Source organism: Mycobacterium nebraskense (assembly GCF_002102255.1).
Classification (GTDB): domain Bacteria; phylum Actinomycetota; class Actinomycetes; order Mycobacteriales; family Mycobacteriaceae; genus Mycobacterium; species Mycobacterium nebraskense.
Genome location: NZ_LQPH01000174.1, coordinates 1 through 18,676, shown reverse-complemented (window position 1 = coordinate 18,676; position 18,676 = coordinate 1). Strand labels below are relative to the sequence as shown.

General features: G+C 68.2%; 18 protein-coding genes and 1 pseudogene. 13 read left to right on the top strand and 6 right to left on the bottom strand.

Features of this window, described 5'->3' with window-relative positions:
* Positions 1-75: 75 nt before the first annotated feature.
* The 4 genes from AWC17_RS28695 (at position 76) to AWC17_RS28680 (ending at position 2,104) form a co-directional block, all read left to right on the top strand.
* Positions 76-444: an OB-fold nucleic acid binding domain-containing protein gene (locus AWC17_RS28695; protein ID WP_085165559.1), complete on the top strand. Its 369-nt coding sequence runs from the start codon at positions 76-78 to the stop codon at positions 442-444.
* 74 nt (positions 445-518) lie between these two features.
* Positions 519-1,160, top strand: a complete 642-nt coding sequence (locus AWC17_RS28690) for a DUF3159 domain-containing protein (RefSeq protein WP_244193540.1) — start codon at positions 519-521, stop codon at positions 1,158-1,160.
* Positions 1,161-1,206: 46 nt separating this feature from the next.
* Positions 1,207-1,602, top strand: coding sequence for an IS5 family transposase (locus AWC17_RS34255; RefSeq protein WP_046184983.1), 396 nt, complete (start codon positions 1,207-1,209; stop codon positions 1,600-1,602).
* Entirely contained in the window at positions 1,520-2,104 is a 585-nt protein-coding gene (locus AWC17_RS28680; protein ID WP_276806229.1) for an IS5 family transposase, read from the top strand. The genes AWC17_RS34255 and AWC17_RS28680 overlap by 83 nt, the downstream gene beginning before the upstream one ends.
* Here AWC17_RS28680 and AWC17_RS28675 read toward each other — a convergent pair.
* Entirely contained in the window at positions 2,101-2,778 is a 678-nt protein-coding gene (locus tag AWC17_RS28675; protein ID WP_085165553.1) for a potassium channel family protein, read from the bottom strand. The two genes, AWC17_RS28680 and AWC17_RS28675, sit on opposite strands and share 4 nt — an antisense overlap.
* Before the next feature lie 90 nt (positions 2,779-2,868).
* Complete coding sequence (locus AWC17_RS28670) at positions 2,869-3,534, bottom strand: potassium channel family protein (RefSeq protein WP_141224844.1); 666 nt, start codon at positions 3,532-3,534, stop codon at positions 2,869-2,871.
* 129 nt (positions 3,535-3,663) lie between these two features.
* Between AWC17_RS28670 and AWC17_RS28665 the strand changes: the two genes are divergently transcribed.
* The 4 genes from AWC17_RS28665 to dxs all read left to right on the top strand — a co-directional run bounded on the left by AWC17_RS28665 (position 3,664) and on the right by dxs (position 10,634).
* Positions 3,664-5,658, top strand: a complete 1,995-nt coding sequence (locus tag AWC17_RS28665) for an APC family permease (RefSeq protein WP_085165551.1) — start codon at positions 3,664-3,666, stop codon at positions 5,656-5,658.
* 29 nt (positions 5,659-5,687) lie between these two features.
* Positions 5,688-6,878 carry a class I SAM-dependent RNA methyltransferase gene (locus tag AWC17_RS28660; protein ID WP_047323293.1) on the top strand — a complete coding sequence of 397 codons (1,191 nt, stop codon included), beginning with the start codon at positions 5,688-5,690 and terminating at the stop codon, positions 6,876-6,878.
* A gap of 308 nt (positions 6,879-7,186) precedes the next feature.
* Entirely contained in the window at positions 7,187-8,650 is a 1,464-nt protein-coding gene (locus AWC17_RS28655; protein ID WP_244193539.1) for a cation:proton antiporter domain-containing protein, read from the top strand.
* A 58-nt stretch (positions 8,651-8,708) separates the two neighbouring features.
* Entirely contained in the window at positions 8,709-10,634 is a 1,926-nt protein-coding gene (gene dxs, locus AWC17_RS28650) for a 1-deoxy-D-xylulose-5-phosphate synthase (protein ID WP_085165547.1), read from the top strand.
* Here the strand turns inward: dxs and AWC17_RS28645 are convergent.
* The 3 genes from AWC17_RS28645 to AWC17_RS28635 form a co-directional block, all read right to left on the bottom strand.
* On the bottom strand, positions 10,631-11,947 hold the full coding sequence (locus AWC17_RS28645) for an HRDC domain-containing protein (RefSeq protein WP_085165545.1): 1,317 nt from the start codon (positions 11,945-11,947) through the stop codon (positions 10,631-10,633). The genes dxs and AWC17_RS28645 overlap by 4 nt on opposite strands.
* Before the next feature lies 1 nt (position 11,948).
* Positions 11,949-12,566 (bottom strand): DUF3000 domain-containing protein, encoded by a 618-nt coding sequence (locus tag AWC17_RS28640; protein ID WP_082123233.1) that lies wholly within the window; start codon positions 12,564-12,566, stop codon positions 11,949-11,951.
* Positions 12,567-12,681: 115 nt separating this feature from the next.
* Positions 12,682-13,503 carry an enoyl-CoA hydratase/isomerase family protein gene (locus AWC17_RS28635; RefSeq protein ID WP_046186980.1) on the bottom strand — a complete coding sequence of 274 codons (822 nt, stop codon included), beginning with the start codon at positions 13,501-13,503 and terminating at the stop codon, positions 12,682-12,684.
* Positions 13,504-13,562: 59 nt separating this feature from the next.
* Between AWC17_RS28635 and hemE the strand changes: the two genes are divergently transcribed.
* The 4 genes from hemE to AWC17_RS28615 are packed head-to-tail and all read left to right on the top strand — an operon-like array spanning position 13,563 to position 17,432.
* Positions 13,563-14,612, top strand: coding sequence for a uroporphyrinogen decarboxylase (hemE, locus tag AWC17_RS28630; protein ID WP_085165543.1), 1,050 nt, complete (start codon positions 13,563-13,565; stop codon positions 14,610-14,612).
* The gene (locus AWC17_RS28625; protein WP_085165541.1) at positions 14,609-15,985 is read left to right on the top strand and encodes a protoporphyrinogen oxidase; all 1,377 of its coding nucleotides are present in this window, start codon (positions 14,609-14,611) and stop codon (positions 15,983-15,985) included. The genes hemE and AWC17_RS28625 overlap by 4 nt, the downstream gene beginning before the upstream one ends.
* 5 nt (positions 15,986-15,990) lie before the next feature.
* Positions 15,991-16,686, top strand: a complete 696-nt coding sequence (hemQ, locus tag AWC17_RS28620; RefSeq protein ID WP_046187011.1) for a hydrogen peroxide-dependent heme synthase — start codon at positions 15,991-15,993, stop codon at positions 16,684-16,686.
* The gene (locus tag AWC17_RS28615; RefSeq protein WP_046187010.1) at positions 16,683-17,432 is read left to right on the top strand and encodes a class I SAM-dependent methyltransferase; all 750 of its coding nucleotides are present in this window, start codon (positions 16,683-16,685) and stop codon (positions 17,430-17,432) included. The genes hemQ and AWC17_RS28615 overlap by 4 nt, the downstream gene beginning before the upstream one ends.
* Before the next feature lie 104 nt (positions 17,433-17,536).
* Here AWC17_RS28615 and AWC17_RS28610 read toward each other — a convergent pair.
* Positions 17,537-17,992: pseudogene (locus AWC17_RS28610) on the bottom strand (IS30 family transposase); the annotation flags it as partial.
* A gap of 199 nt (positions 17,993-18,191) precedes the next feature.
* On the opposite strand from AWC17_RS28610, the gene AWC17_RS28605 reads away from it, so the two are divergent.
* Positions 18,192-18,629, top strand: coding sequence for an IS110 family transposase (locus AWC17_RS28605; protein ID WP_046187431.1), 438 nt, complete (start codon positions 18,192-18,194; stop codon positions 18,627-18,629).
* The last annotated feature ends 47 nt before the right edge of the window (positions 18,630-18,676 follow it).

The following is an 18,676-nucleotide window of genomic DNA, read 5'->3' as shown; positions in this document are numbered from 1 at the left end:
GGGAACCAAGAGGTCTACGGTGTCCGTTGGCATAAGTGGAAGCGCCGAGGCTTATCAGCATTGTCAGGAGTGGCCATGGGGGCCCAAGGATATCTGCGCCGGCTCACCCGTCGCTTGACGGAGGCTCCGGAGCAACGCGACTCCGAGGAGTTGTCGGACGAGGTCGCAAGTACCGGCGCACAACGAGTTGTCGATTGCGAGCGTGGCCAGGAGGTCACGATGATCGGCACGCTGCGCAGCGTGGAATGTAACGGTAAGGCCTGCGCGGGCGGTGTCCGCGCCGAGCTGTTCGACGGCAGCGACACCGTCACCCTGGTCTGGTTGGGCCAGCGCCGGATACCCGGCATCGACTCGGGCCGCAAGCTGCGGGTGCGGGGTCGGCTGGGCGAGCTGGAGAACGGAACCAAGGCCATCTACAACCCGCACTACGAAATTCAGCGGTGACGCAACCCGCCGATTGGGGGTCAAGTTCGGGACCCCACGAGCCGGGCTCGCCCGCACGCTCGACCGCCAGCCGCATCACACCGGAACGTCTTCTCGGACAGGTCGGCGGGGTCAGCGGCGTCATCTATTCATCGCTACCCGTTGTGATCTTCGTCATTGCTTCGAGCGTGTCGGGATTGTTCGTGGCGATCGCGTCGGCGCTGGCCGTGGCCGCACTTGTCCTGCTGTGGCGGCTGATTCGGCGGGAATCTCCGCAGCCGGCGTTCTCCGGGTTCTTCGGCGTCGCCATCTGCGCGCTCGTCGCCTACGTCGTGGGGGAGTCCAAGGGCTACTTCCTTATCGGCATCTGGATGTCGTTGCTGTGGGCGGTGGTCGTCGCAGTGTCGATCGTCATCCGGCGGCCTCTGGTCGGCTACGTGTGGAGCTGGGCCAGCGGGCGGGGTCGCGACTGGCGCGCCGTATCCCGGGCCGTCTACGCGTTCGACATCGCCTCGATCTGCTGGGTGCTGGTCTTCGCCGCCCGGTTCGTGGTCCAGGGCCTGCTCTACGACGCCGACCAGACCGGTTGGCTGGCGGTGGCGCGAATCGCGATGGGGTGGCCGCTGACCGTGGCGGCGGCGCTGGCGACGTACGTGGCCATCAAATCGGCGCAGCGTGCCATGTCCGCGGCCGGTGACACCGGCCTCCAGGTCGAGGCCGGTCCCGTCCGCGACTAGGGCGTGTCTGACAAAAGTTTCGGGTTTTGTGCCTGAGGCTTACGGGATGTCGCGTTTCCAGTTGCTTTCTGATGCTCAGTGGTCGTTGATCGAGGATCTGCTGCCGGCACGGACCGGCAAGCGGGGCAGGCCGTTTCGGGATGCCCGGCAGATGGTGGAGGGCGTCATCTACCGGTACCGGTGCGGGATCGCCTGGCGGGATGTGCCTGCGGTGTTCGGGCCGTGGCAGACGATCTGGACCTGGCATCGGCGGATGAGTGCTGAGGGTATTTGGGATCAGGTGCTGGCACGATTGCTGGCCGCAGCCCAGGAGGCGGGGATCATCGATTGGTCGGTGGCGGTGGATTCCACGATCGCCCGTGCGCATCAGCACGCCACGAACGTCGCCCGTCACACAGGGGGCTGGGTCGAATTACAAGAATCCGGCCATCGAGCCGCCTGACCACGGGATTGGCCGTTCGCGCGGCGGATGGACCAGCAAGATCCACCACCTCGTCGACGGCGCGGGGCGCCCGCTGGTCATCCTGGTGTCCGCCGGGCAGGCCCACGATGGCCCCGTGTTGGAGCATTTGCTGGCGCACCTGAAGGTCACCCGCGGTACCGCAGCGGCACCCCGTACACGTCCCGACCGGGTTCGCGGCGACAAGGCCTATTCGAGCCGAGCGACCCGCGCGCAGCTGCGGCGCCGGCGCATCGTTGCCGTAATTCCCGAGCCCTCAGATCAAATCGCCCACCGCAAAAGACGGGGTGCACGCGGCGGCCGCCCACCGGCCTTCGACGCTGAAGACTACAAGCGCCGCAACGTCATTGAACGCAGCTTCAACATCGTCAAGCAATGGCGCGGCTTGGCCACCCGCTACGACAAACTCGCCATCGTCTATCGCGCCGCCGCCGTACTCAGGGCAGTCACCATCTGGCTACCCTATTTGTCAAACACGCCCTAGTCGCTCAGCGCCGGGCCGTCGGGCAGCAGGAGCTTGCGCAGATCCTCCTCGGCATCGGCGACCGCGACGAACAGCAGCTCGTCACCACCTTCCAGCGGCTCGTCCGCCTCGGGCACGATCACCCGCGGGCCGCGCAGGATCGTCACCAGCGAGGCGTCCCGGGGCAGCTGCAGTCGGCGCACCGGCTTGCCGCCCCAGGGCGTGTCGTCGGGCAGGGTGATCTCGACGAGGTTGGCCTGCCCTCTGCGGAATTCCATGAGGCGCACCAGATCACCGACGGCAACGGCCTCTTCGATCAGCGAGGCGAGCATGCGCGGCGTGGACACCGCCACGTCCACGCCCCAGGCGTCGGTGAACAACCATTCGTTGCGTGGGTCGTTGACCCGGGCCACCACCCGGGGCACCGCGAATTCGGTCTTGGCCAGCAGGCTGAGCACGACGTTGGCCTTGTCGTCCCCGGTGGCGGCCACCACCACGTCGAACTCCTGCAGGTGCACCGATTCCAGCAGGCTCAGCTCGCAGGCATCGCCGAGCCGCCAATGCGCGGCGGGGATGGCGTCGACGTCGACGTGATCGGGGTTGCGCTCGATGAGCGTCACGTCGTGGCCGTTGCCGATGAGTTCGCGACTGACGGAGCGGCCGACCGCGCCGGCCCCGGCGACAGCTACCTTCATTTTCGCCGCTCCCTAAACCCGGCTGCGCCGGCTTCTTCGTCGTCGGCGGCCTTCATTTTCGCCGCTCCTTAAACCCGTCGCTCAAGTTCATCAGAGATCTTCACTGGGTGGCAGGGCCGCGATGGCCACGGCCTCGGCGGCGCGGCCGGAGATCGCGGCGACGTAGACCTGATCGCCGGCCTGGATGACCGTTTTCGGGTCGGGCAGGACGCCGGCACCGAACCGGACCAGGAACGCGACGCGGGCGCCGGTGGCCTGCTCGAGATCGGTGACCCGGTGCCCGATCCACTCCTCGTGCAGGACGACCTCGGCGACGGCCACCGTGCCGGTCGGGTCCCGCCACTTCGCCGTTTCGGTGTCCCGCAGCAGCGCGTTGAGCAGGCGATCGGTGGTCCACGGCACGGTGGCGATCGTGGGGATGCCGAGGCGTTCGTAGACCTCGGCGCGCTTGGCGTCGTAGATGCGGGCGACGACGCGCTTGACACCAAAGGTCTCCCGGGCCAGCCGCGCCGAGATGATGTTCGAGTTATCCCCGGACGACACGGCGGCGAACGCGTCCGCCTCCTCGATGCCGGCCCTTAGCAATACGTCCCGGTCAAACCCCTGCCCTAAAACCCGCTCTCCGGCGTACTCGGGGCTGAGCCGGTTGAAGGCGGTGCTGTCGCGGTCGATGACCGCGACGTCGTGGCCGATCCGCGATAGCCCGTCGGCCACCGAGGAACCGACCCGGCCGCAGCCCATCACCACTACTCGCACTTTCCGATCCTCTCGGCTGCGTCCTGCGCTCCCAATCAGCAACCCACGTCGGCCAGCCGATTTCGGGTCGGCAAACATTCTCGCCTACGAAGCTACCGCCAAACCCATGTGGGCTTACTCTTGGCTCTCGTGTCCAAACTTTCAACCGCAGCGCGTCGGTTGCTGATCGGTCGGCCGCAACGCAGCGACCGGCTGAGTCACACCCTGCTGCCCAAGCGGATCGCCTTGCCGGTGTTCGCCTCCGACGCATTGTCCTCGGTGGCGTACGCACCCGAGGAGGTCTTCCTGATGCTCTCGGTGGCCGGCGTGACCGCGTACGCGTTGACGCCCTGGATCGGTCTCGCCGTGGCCGCGGTGATGCTGGTCGTGGTGGCCAGCTACCGGCAGAACGTGCACGCCTACCCGTCGGGCGGCGGCGACTACGAGGTCGTCACGACCAATCTCGGTGACACCGCCGGGCTGGTGGTCGCCAGCGCGCTGATGGTGGATTACGTTCTGACCGTGGCCGTTTCGACGGCATCGGCGATGTCGAACATCGGCTCCGCCATCCCGCTCGTGGCCCAGCACAAGGTGTGGTTCTGCGTGGCGGCCATCCTGCTGGTGATGTCGTTGAACCTGCGCGGAATCCGCGAGTCCGGGGTTGCCTTCGCGGTGCCGACCTACGCGTTCATCGTCGGCGTCTTCATCATGATCGGCTGGGGCCTGTTCCGGATCTTCGTGCTGGGTAACCCGCTGCGGGCGGAATCCGCCGGCTTCCAGATGCACGCGGAGCACGGCCAGGTCGTCGGCTTCGCGCTGGCATTCCTGGTGGCGCGATCGTTCTCGTCGGGCTGCGCGGCACTGACCGGTGTGGAGGCCATCAGCAACGGCGTTCCGGCTTTCGAGAAGCCCAAGTCGCGCAACGCGGCGACGACGCTACTGATGCTGGGTGGGATCGCGGTGGCCCTGCTGATGGGCATCATCGTGTTGGCCCAGCAGATCCGGGTGCAGCTGGTCGAGGATCCCGCCAGGCAACTGACCGGCGCGCCGCCGGGCTACTACCAGAAGACCCTGGTCACCCAGTTGGCGGAAACGGTGTTCGGCAGCTTCCACATCGGCTTCCTGCTGATCGCCACGGTGACCGCGCTCATCCTGGTGCTGGCGGCCAACACCGCGTTCAACGGGTTCCCGGTGCTCGGCTCGGTTCTGGCGCAACACAGTTACCTGCCGCGTCAGCTGCACACCCGCGGGGACCGGCTGGCGTTCTCCAACGGAATCCTGTTCCTGTCCGGGGCGGCGCTGTTGGCGATCATCGCGTTCCGCGCCGAGGTCACCGCCCTGATCCAGCTGTACATCGTCGGCGTGTTCATTTCGTTCACACTGAGCCAGATCGGCATGGTGCGGCACTGGACGCGATTGCTGCGCACCGAGACCGATCCGCGTGCGCGGCGCAAGATGATGCGCTCCCGGGTCGTCAACACGGTCGGGTTGCTCTCCACCGGCGCGGTCTTGTTGGTCGTCCTGGTGACCAAGTTCGTCGCCGGCGCGTGGATCGCGCTTTTCGCCATGGCTTTGCTGTTCGGAATGATGAAGATGATCCACCGGCACTATGGCACCGTCACCCAGGAGCTGGAGGAGCAGGCCGCCGCCCAGCACGACGTGGTGTTGCCGAGCCGCAATCACGCCCTGGTGCTGGTGTCCAAGCTGCATCTGCCGACGCTGCGCGCGCTGGCCTACGCCCGCGCGACCCGTCCCGATGCGCTCGAGGCGGTCACCGTCAGCGTCGACGACGGGGAAACCCGCGAGTTGGTGCACCAGTGGGAGGAAAGCGACATCAGTGTGCCGCTGAAGGTCATCGCCTCGCCCTACCGCGAAATCACCCGTCCCATACTGGATTACGTCAAGCGGGTCAGCAAAGAGTCGCCGCGCACCGTCGTCACCGTGTTCATTCCCGAGTATGTGGTGGGCCATTGGTGGGAGCAGGTGCTGCACAACCAAAGCGCGCTGCGGCTCAAGGGCCGGCTGTTGTTTATGCCCAACGTGATGGTGACTTCTGTTCCGTGGCAACTGAGTTCGTCGGAACGGCTTCGGACGCTGCAGCACCATGTGGCCCCGGGTGACACCCGTCGGGGAATCTTCGATTGACCCGCGAGTCACCTCGCACACCCAACGCGGTGCTGCCCCCGTACGAGGAGTTGACGTTGGTCACCGGCGCCCCGGCCAACGGCGGCAGCTGCGTGGCGCACCACGAAGGACGCGTGGTGTTCGTGCGCTACGCGTTGCCGGGTGAGCGAGTGCGGGTCCGGGTCACCGCCGACCGTGGATCTTATTGGCACGCCGAGGTTGTCGAGGTGTTGGAGCCGGCGCCCGACCGCATCGAGTCGCTGTGCCCCATCGCCGGCGTGGACGGTGCTGGGTGCTGCGACTTGGCGTTCGCCGCCCCGGATGCGGCCCGCGCGCTCAAGGCGCAAGTGGTGGCCAATCAGCTGGAGCGGCTGGGCGGACACCGCTGGAATGGCGAGGCCGAACCGCTGTCGGACTCCGGGCCGACGGGTTGGCGCACCCGGGTCCGGCTCGATGTGGGCGCGGACCACCACGCCGGCTTTCACCGGTATCACAGCGACGAGCTGGTGACCGACCTGCGTTGCGCGCAGTTGGCGGCCGGCATGCTCGACGGGATCGCCGAATCCGACTGGCCGCCGACCGCGCAGCTGCACGTTGTCGTGGACGACGACGGTGCGCGGCACGTGGTGCGCACGCTGCGGCAGGGGAGACGGACCGCGACCAAGGTGGTGGAGGGCAGCTACGAGGCGGTGCAGCGGGTGGACGGGCGCAGTTGGCAGATCCCGGTGACGGCTTTCTGGCAGGCGCACCGCGGCGCGGCCACGGTGTACAGCCGTCTGGTCGCCGACTGGGCGCAGCCCGGCACCGGCATGACCGCCTGGGATCTCTACGGCGGTGCGGGCGTTTTCGCCGCGGCGCTCGGCGCCGCGGTCGGGGAGTCCGGGCGGGTGCTGACCGTCGACACCTCGCGCGCGGCCACGCGGGCCGCCCGGGCCGCGCTGGATGACCTGCCGCAGGTGCAGGTCGTCACCGACTCGGTGCGGCGGGTGCTCAACGCGCCACGATCGGGCGCCGATGTGGCGGTGCTGGATCCGCCGAGAGCGGGCGCCGGACGCGAAGTCATCGATCTCCTGGCCGCCGCCGAGGTCCCGCGGGTGGTGCACATCGGTTGCGAGGCCGCGTCTTTCGCCCGTGACATCGGGCTCTACCTCGGCCATGGCTATGCCGTCGAGAAGATCAAGGTGTTCGACGCATTCCCGCTCACCCATCACACCGAATGCGTCGCGCTGCTGACCCGCTAGGAAGCAGGAAGGACGTCGACGAGTCCGTTACGAGGTGATCGTGGTTCGCGGGTTGCCCTAAACCTCTGCCATGTGTTTGTGCGGCGCGCCCAGAGCGAACGAGAAACGCGCAACCGCAATGCCTCTGCGGGCGATGGCTCCGGGAAGCGGCTAGACTCCGTCGCGGTGTGCCGGGAAGTCTGGTCGGCGATGTCGTTGTCGACCGACCGAAAGGCTTAGGTGCCTACCACGAAGGAGCGGTCTCTGACCGTCGAGCCGTGTCGGTTGACGGCGCGCTACGTATGCACCCTTTTCCGAGTGTGGCCATCGTGAACGAGACTTTTCGTTACGCGTTGATCATCTTGTTCTGCAGTGCAGTCGGTTTGATCGCCGTGTTGGCGAACCGTCTCACCGAGCGGGTGAAGGTGCCCGTGCCCCTGCTCGTGCTGGTCGGAGCCGCCGTGGCGGTGCACGCGGTGCCGGCGGTGCAGTCACCGTCCGAGCCGACCGTGGAGCGGGTCATCACCATCGCGCTGGTGTTGGTGTTGTTCGAGGGCGGCATGCACATCGGGCCGTCGCGGTTCCGCGCGGCGGCTGTCCCGATCCTGTCGGTGGGCGTGGTGGGAACCGCCCTCACCGCCGCTGGGGCGGCACTGATGCTGCACTACGGATGCGGAATCAGCTGGTTTCCGGCGGTGCTCGTGGCCACGGCCGTGGCTCCCACGGATCCGGCCGTGGTTTTCTCTGTCCTGGGTAAACGCGAGATCCGGGGTCGCAGCAGCACCATCCTGGAGGGCGAGTCCGGTGCCAACGATCCGGTCGGCATCTCCTTGATGTCCAGCCTGATCGCCGCCGGCGGTCTCAGCGCAGCCGGATTCGCCAGTGTGGGAACCCAATTCGCTCTGCAGATGGCGATCGGCCTGGCCGTGGGAGTGGTCGGTGGCCGTGCCCTGCTCATCTTCATGCGCCGCGTGGCGTTACCGAGCGAAGGCCTCTACTCACTCCGAACGCTGGCATCCTGTCTGATGTTGTACGGCATTGCCACGCTTGCGCACGGCTCGGGGTTTCTGGCGGTGTTCGTTGCTGGCATCGTGATCGGCGACGCTCGCACGCCCTACAAGCCGGAGATCAAGCGATTCCACGCTGCCCTGGCCGGTCTGGCTGAGATCGTCGCGTTTGCCGTTCTGGGTTTGACCGTCGACCTGAACGTGCTTGCCCATCCCGGTGTATGGATTCCCGGGCTCGCCCTCGGTGTGGCCCTGACATTGGTGATCCGCCCGTTGGCGGTGGGCTCCTGCCTGGTTCCAGTCCGGTTAGAGCGAAACGAACGCATCTTCGTTCTCGTCGCCGGGCTCAAGGGTGCGGTGCCGATTCTGCTAGGCGAATTCCTCCGGGCCGCCCACGTCGCCGACGCCGAACGCCTGTACGGCATCGTGGTCGTCGTCGTCATTTTCTCAGTGCTGGTGCAGGGCGGCTCGGTGCCTGGCGTCGCAAGACTGTTGCAGCTGCCCATGCGCACCGTGGAGACCCGGCCGTGGGAGATAGGTGTCCGGCTCGCGGACGAACCGCAGGGGGCCCATCGCTTCAGCGTTGCCTCTGGGTCCGCCGCCGAGGGGTGCACTGTCGAGGGTCTCGGTGACCGCGTCGGCGACATCTGGGTGAGCATCGTGGTCCGCACCACCGGCCTGGTGCCGGTTCGGGGCGACACCGAACTTCAGGCCGGCGACGAGGTCGTCGTCCTGGCAGATCCCGAACTACATGACACCTTGGCTGGACTTTTTGGCCCCCCGTAGGCCGGCTACCTTCGGCCGCGTCCCTGCTCTTCCGGCGGTCGCTGCGTAGACTATCGGGATGCTGGAACAGATCCGCGGGCCCGCTGATCTGCAGTACCTGTCCCAACAGCAGCTGCGCGAACTTGCCACCGAGATTCGCGAATTCCTGATCCACAAGGTCGCTGCCACCGGGGGACACCTGGGGCCCAACCTCGGCGTCGTCGAACTGACGCTGGCGCTGCACCGGGTGTTCGACTCCCCGCACGATCCGATCATCTTCGACACCGGACACCAGGCCTACGTCCACAAGATGCTGACCGGGCGCTCGCAGGACTTCGAGAGCCTGCGCAAAAAGGGCGGGCTGTCGGGATATCCGTCGCGCGCGGAGAGCGAACACGACTGGGTGGAGTCCAGCCACGCCAGCGCGGCGCTCTCGTACGCCGACGGTCTGGCCAAGGCATTCGAGCTGACCGGTCACCGCAACCGGCATGTGGTCGCCGTGGTCGGCGACGGCGCGCTCACGGGCGGCATGTGCTGGGAGGCGCTGAACAACATCGCCGCATCGGATCGGCCGGTGATCATCGTGGTGAACGACAATGGCCGCAGCTACGCACCGACGATCGGCGGCGTCGCCGACCATCTGGCCACGCTGCGGCTGCAGCCGGCCTACGAGCAGATGCTCGAGAGAGGTCGCGACGTCGTGCGCTCGATGCCGCTGTTCGGCAAGATCGCCTACCGGTTCATGCACAGCGTCAAGGCCGGCATCAAGGACTCCCTGTCCCCGCAGCTGTTGTTCACCGATCTAGGGCTGAAGTACGTGGGCCCGGTCGACGGCCACGACGAACGCGCGGTGGAGATGGCGCTGCGGCACGCGCGCGGCTTCGGCCGGCCGGTGATCGTGCACGTCGTCACCCGCAAGGGCATGGGTTTCGGCCCGGCGGAGGACGACGAAGCCGAGCAGATGCATTCGTGCGGCGTCATCGACCCGGTCACCGGGCAGGCCACCAAGGTCGCCGGCCCCGGCTGGACGGCCACGTTCTCCGACGCGCTCATCGGCTACGCCCGCAAGCGCCGCGACATCGTGGCCATCACCGCGGCGATGCCCGGCCCGACCGGGCTGAGCGCGTTCGGAAAACAGTTCCCGGATCGCCTCTTCGACGTCGGCATCGCCGAGCAGCACGCGCTGACGTCGGCGGCCGGCCTGGCGATGGGCGGCATGCACCCGGTGGTGGCCATCTATTCGACGTTCCTCAACCGGGCCTTCGACCAGATCATGATGGACGTGGCGCTGCACGAACTGCCCGTCACCATAGTGCTCGACCGGGCCGGGATCACCGGTTCGGACGGTGCCAGCCACAACGGCATGTGGGACATGTCGATGCTGGGCATCGTGCCCGGCATGCGGGTGGCCGCACCCAGGGACGCCACCCGCTTGCGCGAGGAACTCGGTGAGGCGCTTGACGTCAACGACGGTCCGACGGCGCTCCGGTTCCCCAAAGGTGACGTGGGCGAAGACATTCCGGCCCTCGAGCGCCGCGGCACGGGCGTCTCGGCCATCGACGTGCTCGCCGTGCCTGCCGCGGGGCTGAACCATGACGTGCTGCTGGTGGGCGTCGGCGCGTTCGTCCCGATGGCCTTGGAGGTGGCCAAGCGGCTACACAACCAGGGGATCGGCGTGACGGTGATCGACCCGCGTTGGGTGCTGCCGGTGTCCGAGGGAGTCCTCGAGCTTGCCACGCAGCACAAGCTGGTCGTGACGTGTGAGGACAACGGGGTCAACGGGGGCGTGGGGTCGGCGGTGTCGGCGGCCCTGCGACGCGCGGAGATCGACGTGCCGTGCCGCGACGTCGGCCTGCCACAGCGGTTCTACGAGCACGCCTCACGGGGTGAGCTGCTGGCCGACCTGGGGCTGACCGATCAGGACGTGGCCCGCCGCATCACCGGCTGGGTCGCCGCGCTGGGCAGCTCCGTCACCGAAGCGGAGATCCGCGAGCACCTGGACTAGTCGTCGCGTTCGCCAGGGGGCGCCTCGGGCGGCTGCAGCGCGCGGGCCAGGACGGGATCCACCAGCTCGCGCTGCCACGGCCGGGCCTGCCCGGTGCGCAGAAACGTCTCGACGGCTTCGAAAGGGTCGGGCGCGGCCTCCCAGTCCCAGCAGAGCCGCCGCACCAGGTCGGGTGAGACCAGGTTCTCGGTGGGGACGTTGACCCGCTCGGACACCTCTGACAGCGCCGCCCGCGCCGCCTCCAGCCGTGCGGCGGCCTCTGGTTTGCGCCTGCTCCACCTCGCCGGCGGTGGCGGGCCGTTCGGCGGTTCGGCGTCGACGGGCGGATTTTTCGTTTGGCGGGCCACCTCGAGCGCCGCCAACCACGTGGCGGCGCTGCGACGTTGATTGCGCCCACCGAACACCGGCAACGCGGTGAGGTCCTCGACCGTCTTGGGGTCGGCGATGGCGGCGTCGATGATGGCCGAGTCCGGCAGGATGCGTCGCGGCGCGATGTCGCGGCGCTGGGCGATGCGGTCGCGCGTCAACCACAGCTCACGGACCGCGGCCAGGCCGCGTTGGTCGCGCACCCGATGGATGCCCGACGTCCGTCGCCATCGGTCCCGTCGGGTCGCCGCGCCGGGCTCCCTGGAACCCACCGCCCGCAAATAGTCAAATTCCTCTGCGGCCCAACCAGTTTTGCCCTGCTCGGCGAGGATGTCGGCGATCGCGGCGCGCAGCTCGATGAGCAGTTCCACGTCCAGCGCCGCGTAATTGAGCCATTCCGCGGGCAGGGGGCGTTTGGACCAGTCGGCCGCCCCATGGCCCTTGGAAAGCCCGGAACCCAGCAGCCGCTCCACCATGGTCGCCAGGTTTACCCGCTCGAACCCGGCCAGCCGCCCGGCGAGCTCGGTGTCGTACAGCGCCGGTGGCTGCAAGCCCACCTCCGCCAGGCAGGGCAGGTCCTGGTCGGCGGAGTGCAGGATCCATTCGTCTTCGCTCAGCACCTCGGCGACGGGCCGCAGCGCCGTCAGCGGGTCGGTGCCGTGGCTGACCGGGTCGATGAGCACGGTGCCGGCGCCGGCCCGGCGGATCTGAATCAGGTAGGCCCGGTTGGAGTACCGGAAACCCGACGCCCGCTCGGCGTCCACCGCAAACGGTCCGCGCCCACGGTCCAGGAGCTTCGCGGCCGCCTCGATCTCGCGGACCGTCACCGAGAGGTCCGGAACCCCTTCGGCCGGGTGCAGCAGCGGTGTGGGCTGGGTTTCGGTGCTGTCGGGCGCGGTGCTGTCGGGCGCGGTGCTGCCGGGCCCGTGGGCCTCCGGTTCGCACATGTCAGGCGCGTGACCGGGAGCTCAGATCGGTGACGCCCGTCGGCGGGAGGCCCGCCGCGTGTTCCAGTACTTCGCAGAAGGCCTCGACGTGGACGCCGACTTGCGGCGTGGTGGCCGTCCATGACGCCCGCAGCTCCAACTGGTGGGCGCGCGGCGGCCCGGAGATGTCGCCGTAGCGCACCGACGTGGTGGCGGTGACCGTGCCGCCCAGGGCAGTGACCTGCTCCATCCGGGATTCCAGTGCGTCGACCAGCCAACTCCACGCCACCTCCGGCAGCAGGGGGTCGACGGCCTCGCTGGGATCCAGATCGGCCTGGATGTAGGCGACCAGGCGGATGGTGCCGTCCCAGGCGTCGGCGCCTTCCGGGTCGTACAGCAGGATCAGCCGGCCGAAGGCGTCGCCGTCGGATCGCTCGGGGACAATTTCACGGTCGGGATGCTTGACCTCGGCCCCCAGCGCGTAGCTGTAGGGCGCCAGGCGCTGGGGCGGGCGGATGGGGCCCAGCTCGATCTCCGGCCGCACCGTCACGGTGTTCATCGCCGCTACCGCCTCGCGGAATTGCTCCGGTTCAGCTGAGGTCACTTGGCGCCGCTCCTGTTCATCCGGGCCGCTCTCCATCGTCGCGACACGGGTCACAGGGTCCGACGGTAGACCCATCGGCCGACACGCGGAATCAGGCGCGCCGACCGCGACCAAGCCGTTACCGGACCCCATAGAAGTGTATCGGGCCTGCTCAGGAGGCGGATCCGCCGGTGAACCGGGCGGGTCGTTTCTCGCGATGCGCAGCGAGGCCTTCCTGCACGTCGGGGCCGCTGAAGCTGAGAAATTCCAGGCCCAGCGAGGTGTCGAACGTGGGCGCGAACATGCGGTACCAGTAGTTGAGACTGTGCTTCGTCCAACGGATGGCGTTCTGCGCGCCCCGCGCCAGATCATCGGCGATCCGCGTCGCCGTGGACAAAACGTCATCGTCGTCGACGCAGGTGGACACCAGGCCGATGCGCTCCGCTTCTTCGCCCAGCAGCGTCTCGCAGGTGAGCAGGTAGTACTTGGCCTTGGCCATGCCGACCAGCAGTGGCCAGCAGATCGCGGCGTGGTCGCCCGCGGCCACGCCCAGCTTGGTGTGCCCGTCGATGAGTTTCGCGGTGCGGCCCGCCACCGAGACGTCGGCGAGTAGGGCCACCACCAGGCCCGCCCCGACGGCCGGGCCCCGGATCGCCGAGACGACGGGCTTGTCGAAGTTGACCATGTTGAGCACCAGGTCGCGGGCTTCCCGCATGATGCGGATCCGGCCCTCGTAGTCGCCGATGGTTTCGGCGATCAGGTCGAAGCTGCCACCGGAGGAGAAGGCCTTGCCTTCGCCGCGGACCAGCACGACGCGCACGTCGGGGTCGCGGGCGATCGCCGGCCAGACGTCTGCGAGGTCGCGGTGCATCTGCGGCCCGACCGAATTGAGGCCGGGGGCGTCGAGAACCAGCGTCAGGATGCCGTTGTCGCCCACTTCGCAGCGCAGGCTGGGGAACTCGTCGTAATTCACAGGGGGGTGGCTGACGGGCACGGTCGTTGATAGTACGCAGCGCGAAGGAAGGGTCTGCCGTCGTGGCAGCATTGACGACAATGAGTACTCGCCGCGACCTCCCCGAGTCGCCGTATCTGGCCGCCGTCACCGGTCGTAAACCCGGCCGCATCCCGGTGTGGTTCATGCGGCAGGCAGGTCGTTCGCTGCCCGAATACCGGGCGCTGCGGGCCCAGACCGACATGTTGCCGGCCTGCTTCGACGCCGAGCTGGTCTGCGAGATCACCCTGCAGCCGGTGCGCCGGCACGGCGTCGACGCGGCGATATTGTTCTCCGACATCGTGGTGCCGCTGCTCGGCGCGGGCGTCGACCTGGACATCGTCGCGGGCGTCGGGCCGGTGATCGCGTCGCCGGTGCGCACCGCGGCCGACATCGACGCGATGAAACCCCTTGACGAGCAACGGATTCAGCCGGTATCCGACGCGGTCACGCTGCTGGTGGCCGCGCTCGGTGACATCCCGCTGATCGGGTTCGCGGGTGCGCCGTTCACCCTGGCGTCGTATTTGATCGAGGGTGGCCCGAGCCGCCACCACGCCCGCACCAAGGCGATGATGCTGGCCGAACCGGACAGCTGGCATACGCTGATGGAAAAGTTGACCGACATCACCGTCGGCTTCCTGCGGGCGCAGCTGGAGGCGGGGGTGGACGCCATTCAGGTGTTCGACTCATGGGCGGGCGCCCTGTCGCTCGCCGACTACCGCACCTACGTGCAACCGCACAGCGCCCGGGTTTTCGGCGCGCTGGCCGAGCACGGCGTGCCGATGACGCACTTCGGGGTCGGCACCGCCGAACTGCTGGGTGCCATGTCGAGCGTTGGCGCGACGGTGGTGGGCGTGGACTGGCGAACCTCCCTCTCCGATGCGGCCGCCCGGGTCGCGCCCGGCACGGCGCTGCAGGGCAACCTCGATCCGGTGGTGCTGATGGCGGGCTGGCCGGCCGTGGAGCGCGCCGCCCGGGCCGTCGTCGAGGACGGGCGCCGCGCCGTCGACGCGGGCGCGACCGGACATGTCTTCAACCTTGGCCACGGCGTGCTGCCGGACACGGAGCCCGGTGTGCTGACCGATCTGGTGTCACTGGTCCACTCCCTATGACTTCTCCGTCGTATTGCGTTGTCGGGGGAGGGATTTCGGGTCTGACTGCGGCGTACCGGCTCCGCGCGGCGGTGGGCGACGACGCGGCGATCACGCTGTTCGATCCCGGCGATCGGGTGGGCGGAATCCTGCGCACCGAGACGGTCGGCGGGCAGACCATGGACGTGGGCGCCGAGGCGTTCATCCTGCGCCGGCCCGAGATGCCGGCGCTGCTGGCCGAGCTGGGCCTCTCAGGGCGTCAACTGGTGTCCACCGGCGCCCGGCCGTTGATCTACAGCCAGGAGAAGTTGCATCCGCTGCCCACTGGGACGGTGGTCGGGATTCCGTCGTCGGCCGCCTCGGTGGCGGGATTGGTCGACGAGGCGACGGTCGCGCGCATCGAAGCCGAACCCGGCCGCCCGCTGGACTGGCGGCCCGGTGCCGATCCCGCGACGGCTGATCTGGTGGGCGAGCGGTTCGGCGAGCAGGTCGTGGCCCGGTCGGTGGATCCGCTGCTGAGCGGTGTGTACGCGGGTTCGGCGGCCACGATCGGTCTGCGGGCGGCGGCCCCGGGCGTCGCGGCGGCCTTGGACGGCGGCGCCACCAGCCTGACGAACGCGGTCCGGCAGGCGCTGCCGCCGGCGACGGGCGCGCCGGTGTTCGGCGCGCTGGATGGCGGCTACCAGGTCCTGCTGGACGCGCTCGTCGAGCGCGCCCGGCCGCACCGGGTCCGCGCCGCGGTGCAACGGCTGGAGCCCGCCGGAGCGGGGTGGTCGCTGCTGGATGACACCGGTACCCGCTGGCAGGCCGATGCGGTGGTTCTGGCCGTCCCGGCCCCTCGGGTGGCACTTTTGTTGGCCGACGTCGCCCCGGGCACCGCCGCCGCGGCCACCCGGATCACCAGCGCGTCGTCGGTGGTGGTCGCGCTCGCGGTGCCGGGCGACACCCCGTTCCCGGAGTGTTCCGGTGTGCTGGTGGCCACCGGAGAGCGCTTGCGGGCCAAGGCAATTACGCTCTCGTCGCGCAAGTGGGGCGCCCGCGGGGACACGCAGCTGCTGCGGCTGTCGTTCGGTCGGTGCGGCGACGATGTGGCCACCAGCATCTCGGATGACGAGCTGCTGGGATGGGCGTTGAGCGACCTGGTCGACGTGTTCGGGCTGGCGGTCGACCCGGTCGACGCCCGCGTGCAGCGCTGGATCGAGGCTATGCCGCAGTACGGCCCCGGCCACGCGGAGCTGGTCGCCGAGATACGCGCGGGCCTGCCGCCGACGCTCGCCGTGGCCGGCAGCTACCTCGACGGCATCGGGGTGCCGGCGTGCGTCGGGGCGGCCGGCCGGGCCGCCGAGCGTGTGATCAGGGCCATCGGGGACTTAGACGCGCAAGTGGCACGATAGGTTCCATGGCCAAGCTCGACTTCGACACCCTCAACGCGACGATCCGCTACCTGATGTTCTCGGTCTTCTCCGTGCGGCCGGGCGCGCTCGGAGAACAGCGCGACAGCGTTATCGATGACGCGTCGCGATTTTTCAAGCAGCAGGAGGAGCGCGGCGTCGTGGTGCGCGGCCTCTACGACGTGGCGGGCCTGCGGGCCGACGCCGACTTCATGATCTGGACCCACGCCGAGACCATCGAAGCGCTGCAGGCCACCTACGCCGACTTCCGGCGCACCACCGCGCTGGGGCGAGCCTGCTCCCCGGTGTGGAGCAGCGTGGCGCTGCATCGGCCGGCCGAGTTCAACAAGAGCCACATCCCGGCGTTCTTGGCCGGCGAGGAGCCCGGCAACTACATCTGTGTGTATCCGTTCGTGCGGTCCTACGAGTGGTACCTACTGCCCGACGAGGAACGGCGCCGCATGCTCGCCGAACACGGCATGGCCGCCCGCGAATACAAGGACGTGCGCGCCAACACGGTGCCGGCGTTCGCGCTCGGCGACTACGAATGGATCCTGGCCTTCGAGGCCCCCGAACTGCACCGCATCGTCGACCTGATGCGCGAGCTGCGCGCCACCGACGCCCGTCGGCACACCCGCGAGGAGACACCGTTCTTCACCGGACCGCGCGTGCCGGTCGAGCAGTTGGTGAACTCGCTGCCATGACCCACCCCGACGTCACCGACCCGGCCCGCTTCGAGGAGATGTACCGCGACGACCGGACGTCACACGGATTGCCCGCCGCCACGCCGTGGGACATCGGCGGCCCGCAGCCGGTGGTCCAGCGGCTGGTCGCGCTGGGCGCGATCAAGGGCGAGGTGCTCGACCCGGGCACCGGACCGGGCCACCACGCGATCTACTACGCCGCCAAGGGTTACTCGGCGACCGGCATCGACGGGTCGGCGGGCGCCCTGGAGCGGGCCCGCGAAAACGCGCGCAAGGCCGGGGTTTCGGTCAATTTCGAGCTGGCCGATGCCACCAAGCTGGACGGCCTGGAAGGCCGATTCGACACCGTCGTCGACTGCGCCTTCTACCACACCTTCAGCACCGATCCCGAGTTGCAGAGGTCCTACGTGCAGGCGCTGCACCGGGCCACCAAGCCGGGGGCGCGGCTGTACATGTTCGAGTTCGGGGAACACGACGTCAACGGGTTCAAGATGATGCGGTCGTTGTCCGAGAACGACTTTCGTGACGTGCTGCCGCATGGCGGCTGGGAGATCACGTATCTCGGGCCGACGACCTACCTGGTCAACATGAGCGTCGAGCAGATCGAGATGATGGCGGCGCGAAATCCCGACATGGCCGATCAGGCGCAGGGGTTGCTGGAACGATTCCGGGCGATGGAGCCGTGGCTTCAGGGTGGCCGGGTGCACGCCCCGTTCTGGGAAGTGCACGCCACCCGGGTGGACTGAGTTCGCCTCCCTCGCACCCCGCTCCTTCCGCGCCGCGTGTCCGCGAAACTTAAACCGCGGCGCCGCTCTGCGGGGCAATGTCAATCGGTCAGTGCAACATCCGGTCAGGCGGCTTGTTCGAGGAGTTGGGCGAGTCGTTGGGCGGGAGTGTCGAGGTTGAGTGTGGGTCGGGGCCGGCGGTTGAGGGTGTCTTGGACGCGTTTGAGGTCGGCCTTGGTGTAGCCGGACAAGTCGGTGCCCTTTTCGAACCAGAATCGCAAGAGCCGGTTGGTGTTTTCGTTGCTGCCGCGTTGCCAGGGTGAGTGGGGGTTGCAGAAGTAAACCGGGGCATTGAGTTGCAGCGAGATCTCGCGCCAGTTAGCCATTTCGCTGCCACGATCCCAAGTGATGGAACGCCGCAGGTGGTCGGGCAGCTCGCTCATCGCCTCGATCATCGCCGTGGCGACGGCCTGGGCGCTGTGGTCGGCGGGTAGGTGCAACAGGATCGTGAAACGGGTGCTGCGTTCCACCAAGGTGCCGATCGCGCTGGCACCGCCGACACCCAAGATCAGATCACCTTCCGTAAGACTGTTAATGGCCCAAGAGAGCCGGGTGTGGCTGAGATCGCCTTGCGCTGTGGTCGCTAACTGGGAATGTCCGCTCGGCTCTCCGGGGTGCCCTGGCTGCTAATTGAGATCTGCGCTCGGTCGCTGGTTACGGATGCGTCGGCGGGGTGTTCCACGGGCCATGTCAGCAACCTGGACCGACGGACGGAGAAGCGTGGCCGCACAACAAGACAAAGCCTGGGTCGGCATCGATGTCGGCAAAACTCATCATTGGGTCTGCGTAGTGGATGCCGAAGGAAAGACTTTGTTGTCGGTCAAGGTCGCCAACGACGAGGCCGAGATCATGGCATTGCTGACCACCGCGGGCTCGCTGGCGGTGCAGCTGATCTGGACCGTCGACATCATCGGTGCGCCCTCGGCGTTGCTGCTGGCGTTGCTGGCTCGGGCCGGCCACTCGGTGCGCTACGCGTCGGGACGGGTGGTCGCGGCGATGAGCGCTGCCTATGCCGGGGAGGGCAAGACCGACGCCAAGGACGCCTACGTCATTGCCGAGACCGCCCGGCTGCGCCGGGATCTGGCCGTTATCGATACCGGCGCCGACCTCGTTCGCAACCTCGCGGTGCTAACCCGGATTTTTCGTGGATTATTGTGAGTGTCGGGGTGTAGATACGCGAAAGTGCCTGTCCTGCAAGGGATAAT

Coding starts and splice junctions, on each gene's coding strand:
- AWC17_RS28695 (WP_085165559.1), top strand. CDS start 76: ATGGGGGCCCAAGGATATCTGCGCCGGCTCACCCGTCGCTTGACGGAG.
- AWC17_RS34255 (WP_046184983.1), top strand. CDS start 1,207: ATGTCGCGTTTCCAGTTGCTTTCTGATGCTCAGTGGTCGTTGATCGAG.
- AWC17_RS28675 (WP_085165553.1), bottom strand. CDS start 2,778: ATGAAGGTAGCTGTCGCCGGGGCCGGCGCGGTCGGCCGCTCCGTCAGT.
- dxs (WP_085165547.1), top strand. CDS start 8,709: ATGCTGGAACAGATCCGCGGGCCCGCTGATCTGCAGTACCTGTCCCAA.
- AWC17_RS28645 (WP_085165545.1), bottom strand. CDS start 11,947: ATGTGCGAACCGGAGGCCCACGGGCCCGGCAGCACCGCGCCCGACAGC.
- AWC17_RS28640 (WP_082123233.1), bottom strand. CDS start 12,566: ATGGAGAGCGGCCCGGATGAACAGGAGCGGCGCCAAGTGACCTCAGCT.
- hemE (WP_085165543.1), top strand. CDS start 13,563: ATGAGTACTCGCCGCGACCTCCCCGAGTCGCCGTATCTGGCCGCCGTC.
- AWC17_RS28625 (WP_085165541.1), top strand. CDS start 14,609: ATGACTTCTCCGTCGTATTGCGTTGTCGGGGGAGGGATTTCGGGTCTG.
- hemQ (WP_046187011.1), top strand. CDS start 15,991: ATGGCCAAGCTCGACTTCGACACCCTCAACGCGACGATCCGCTACCTG.
- AWC17_RS28615 (WP_046187010.1), top strand. CDS start 16,683: ATGACCCACCCCGACGTCACCGACCCGGCCCGCTTCGAGGAGATGTAC.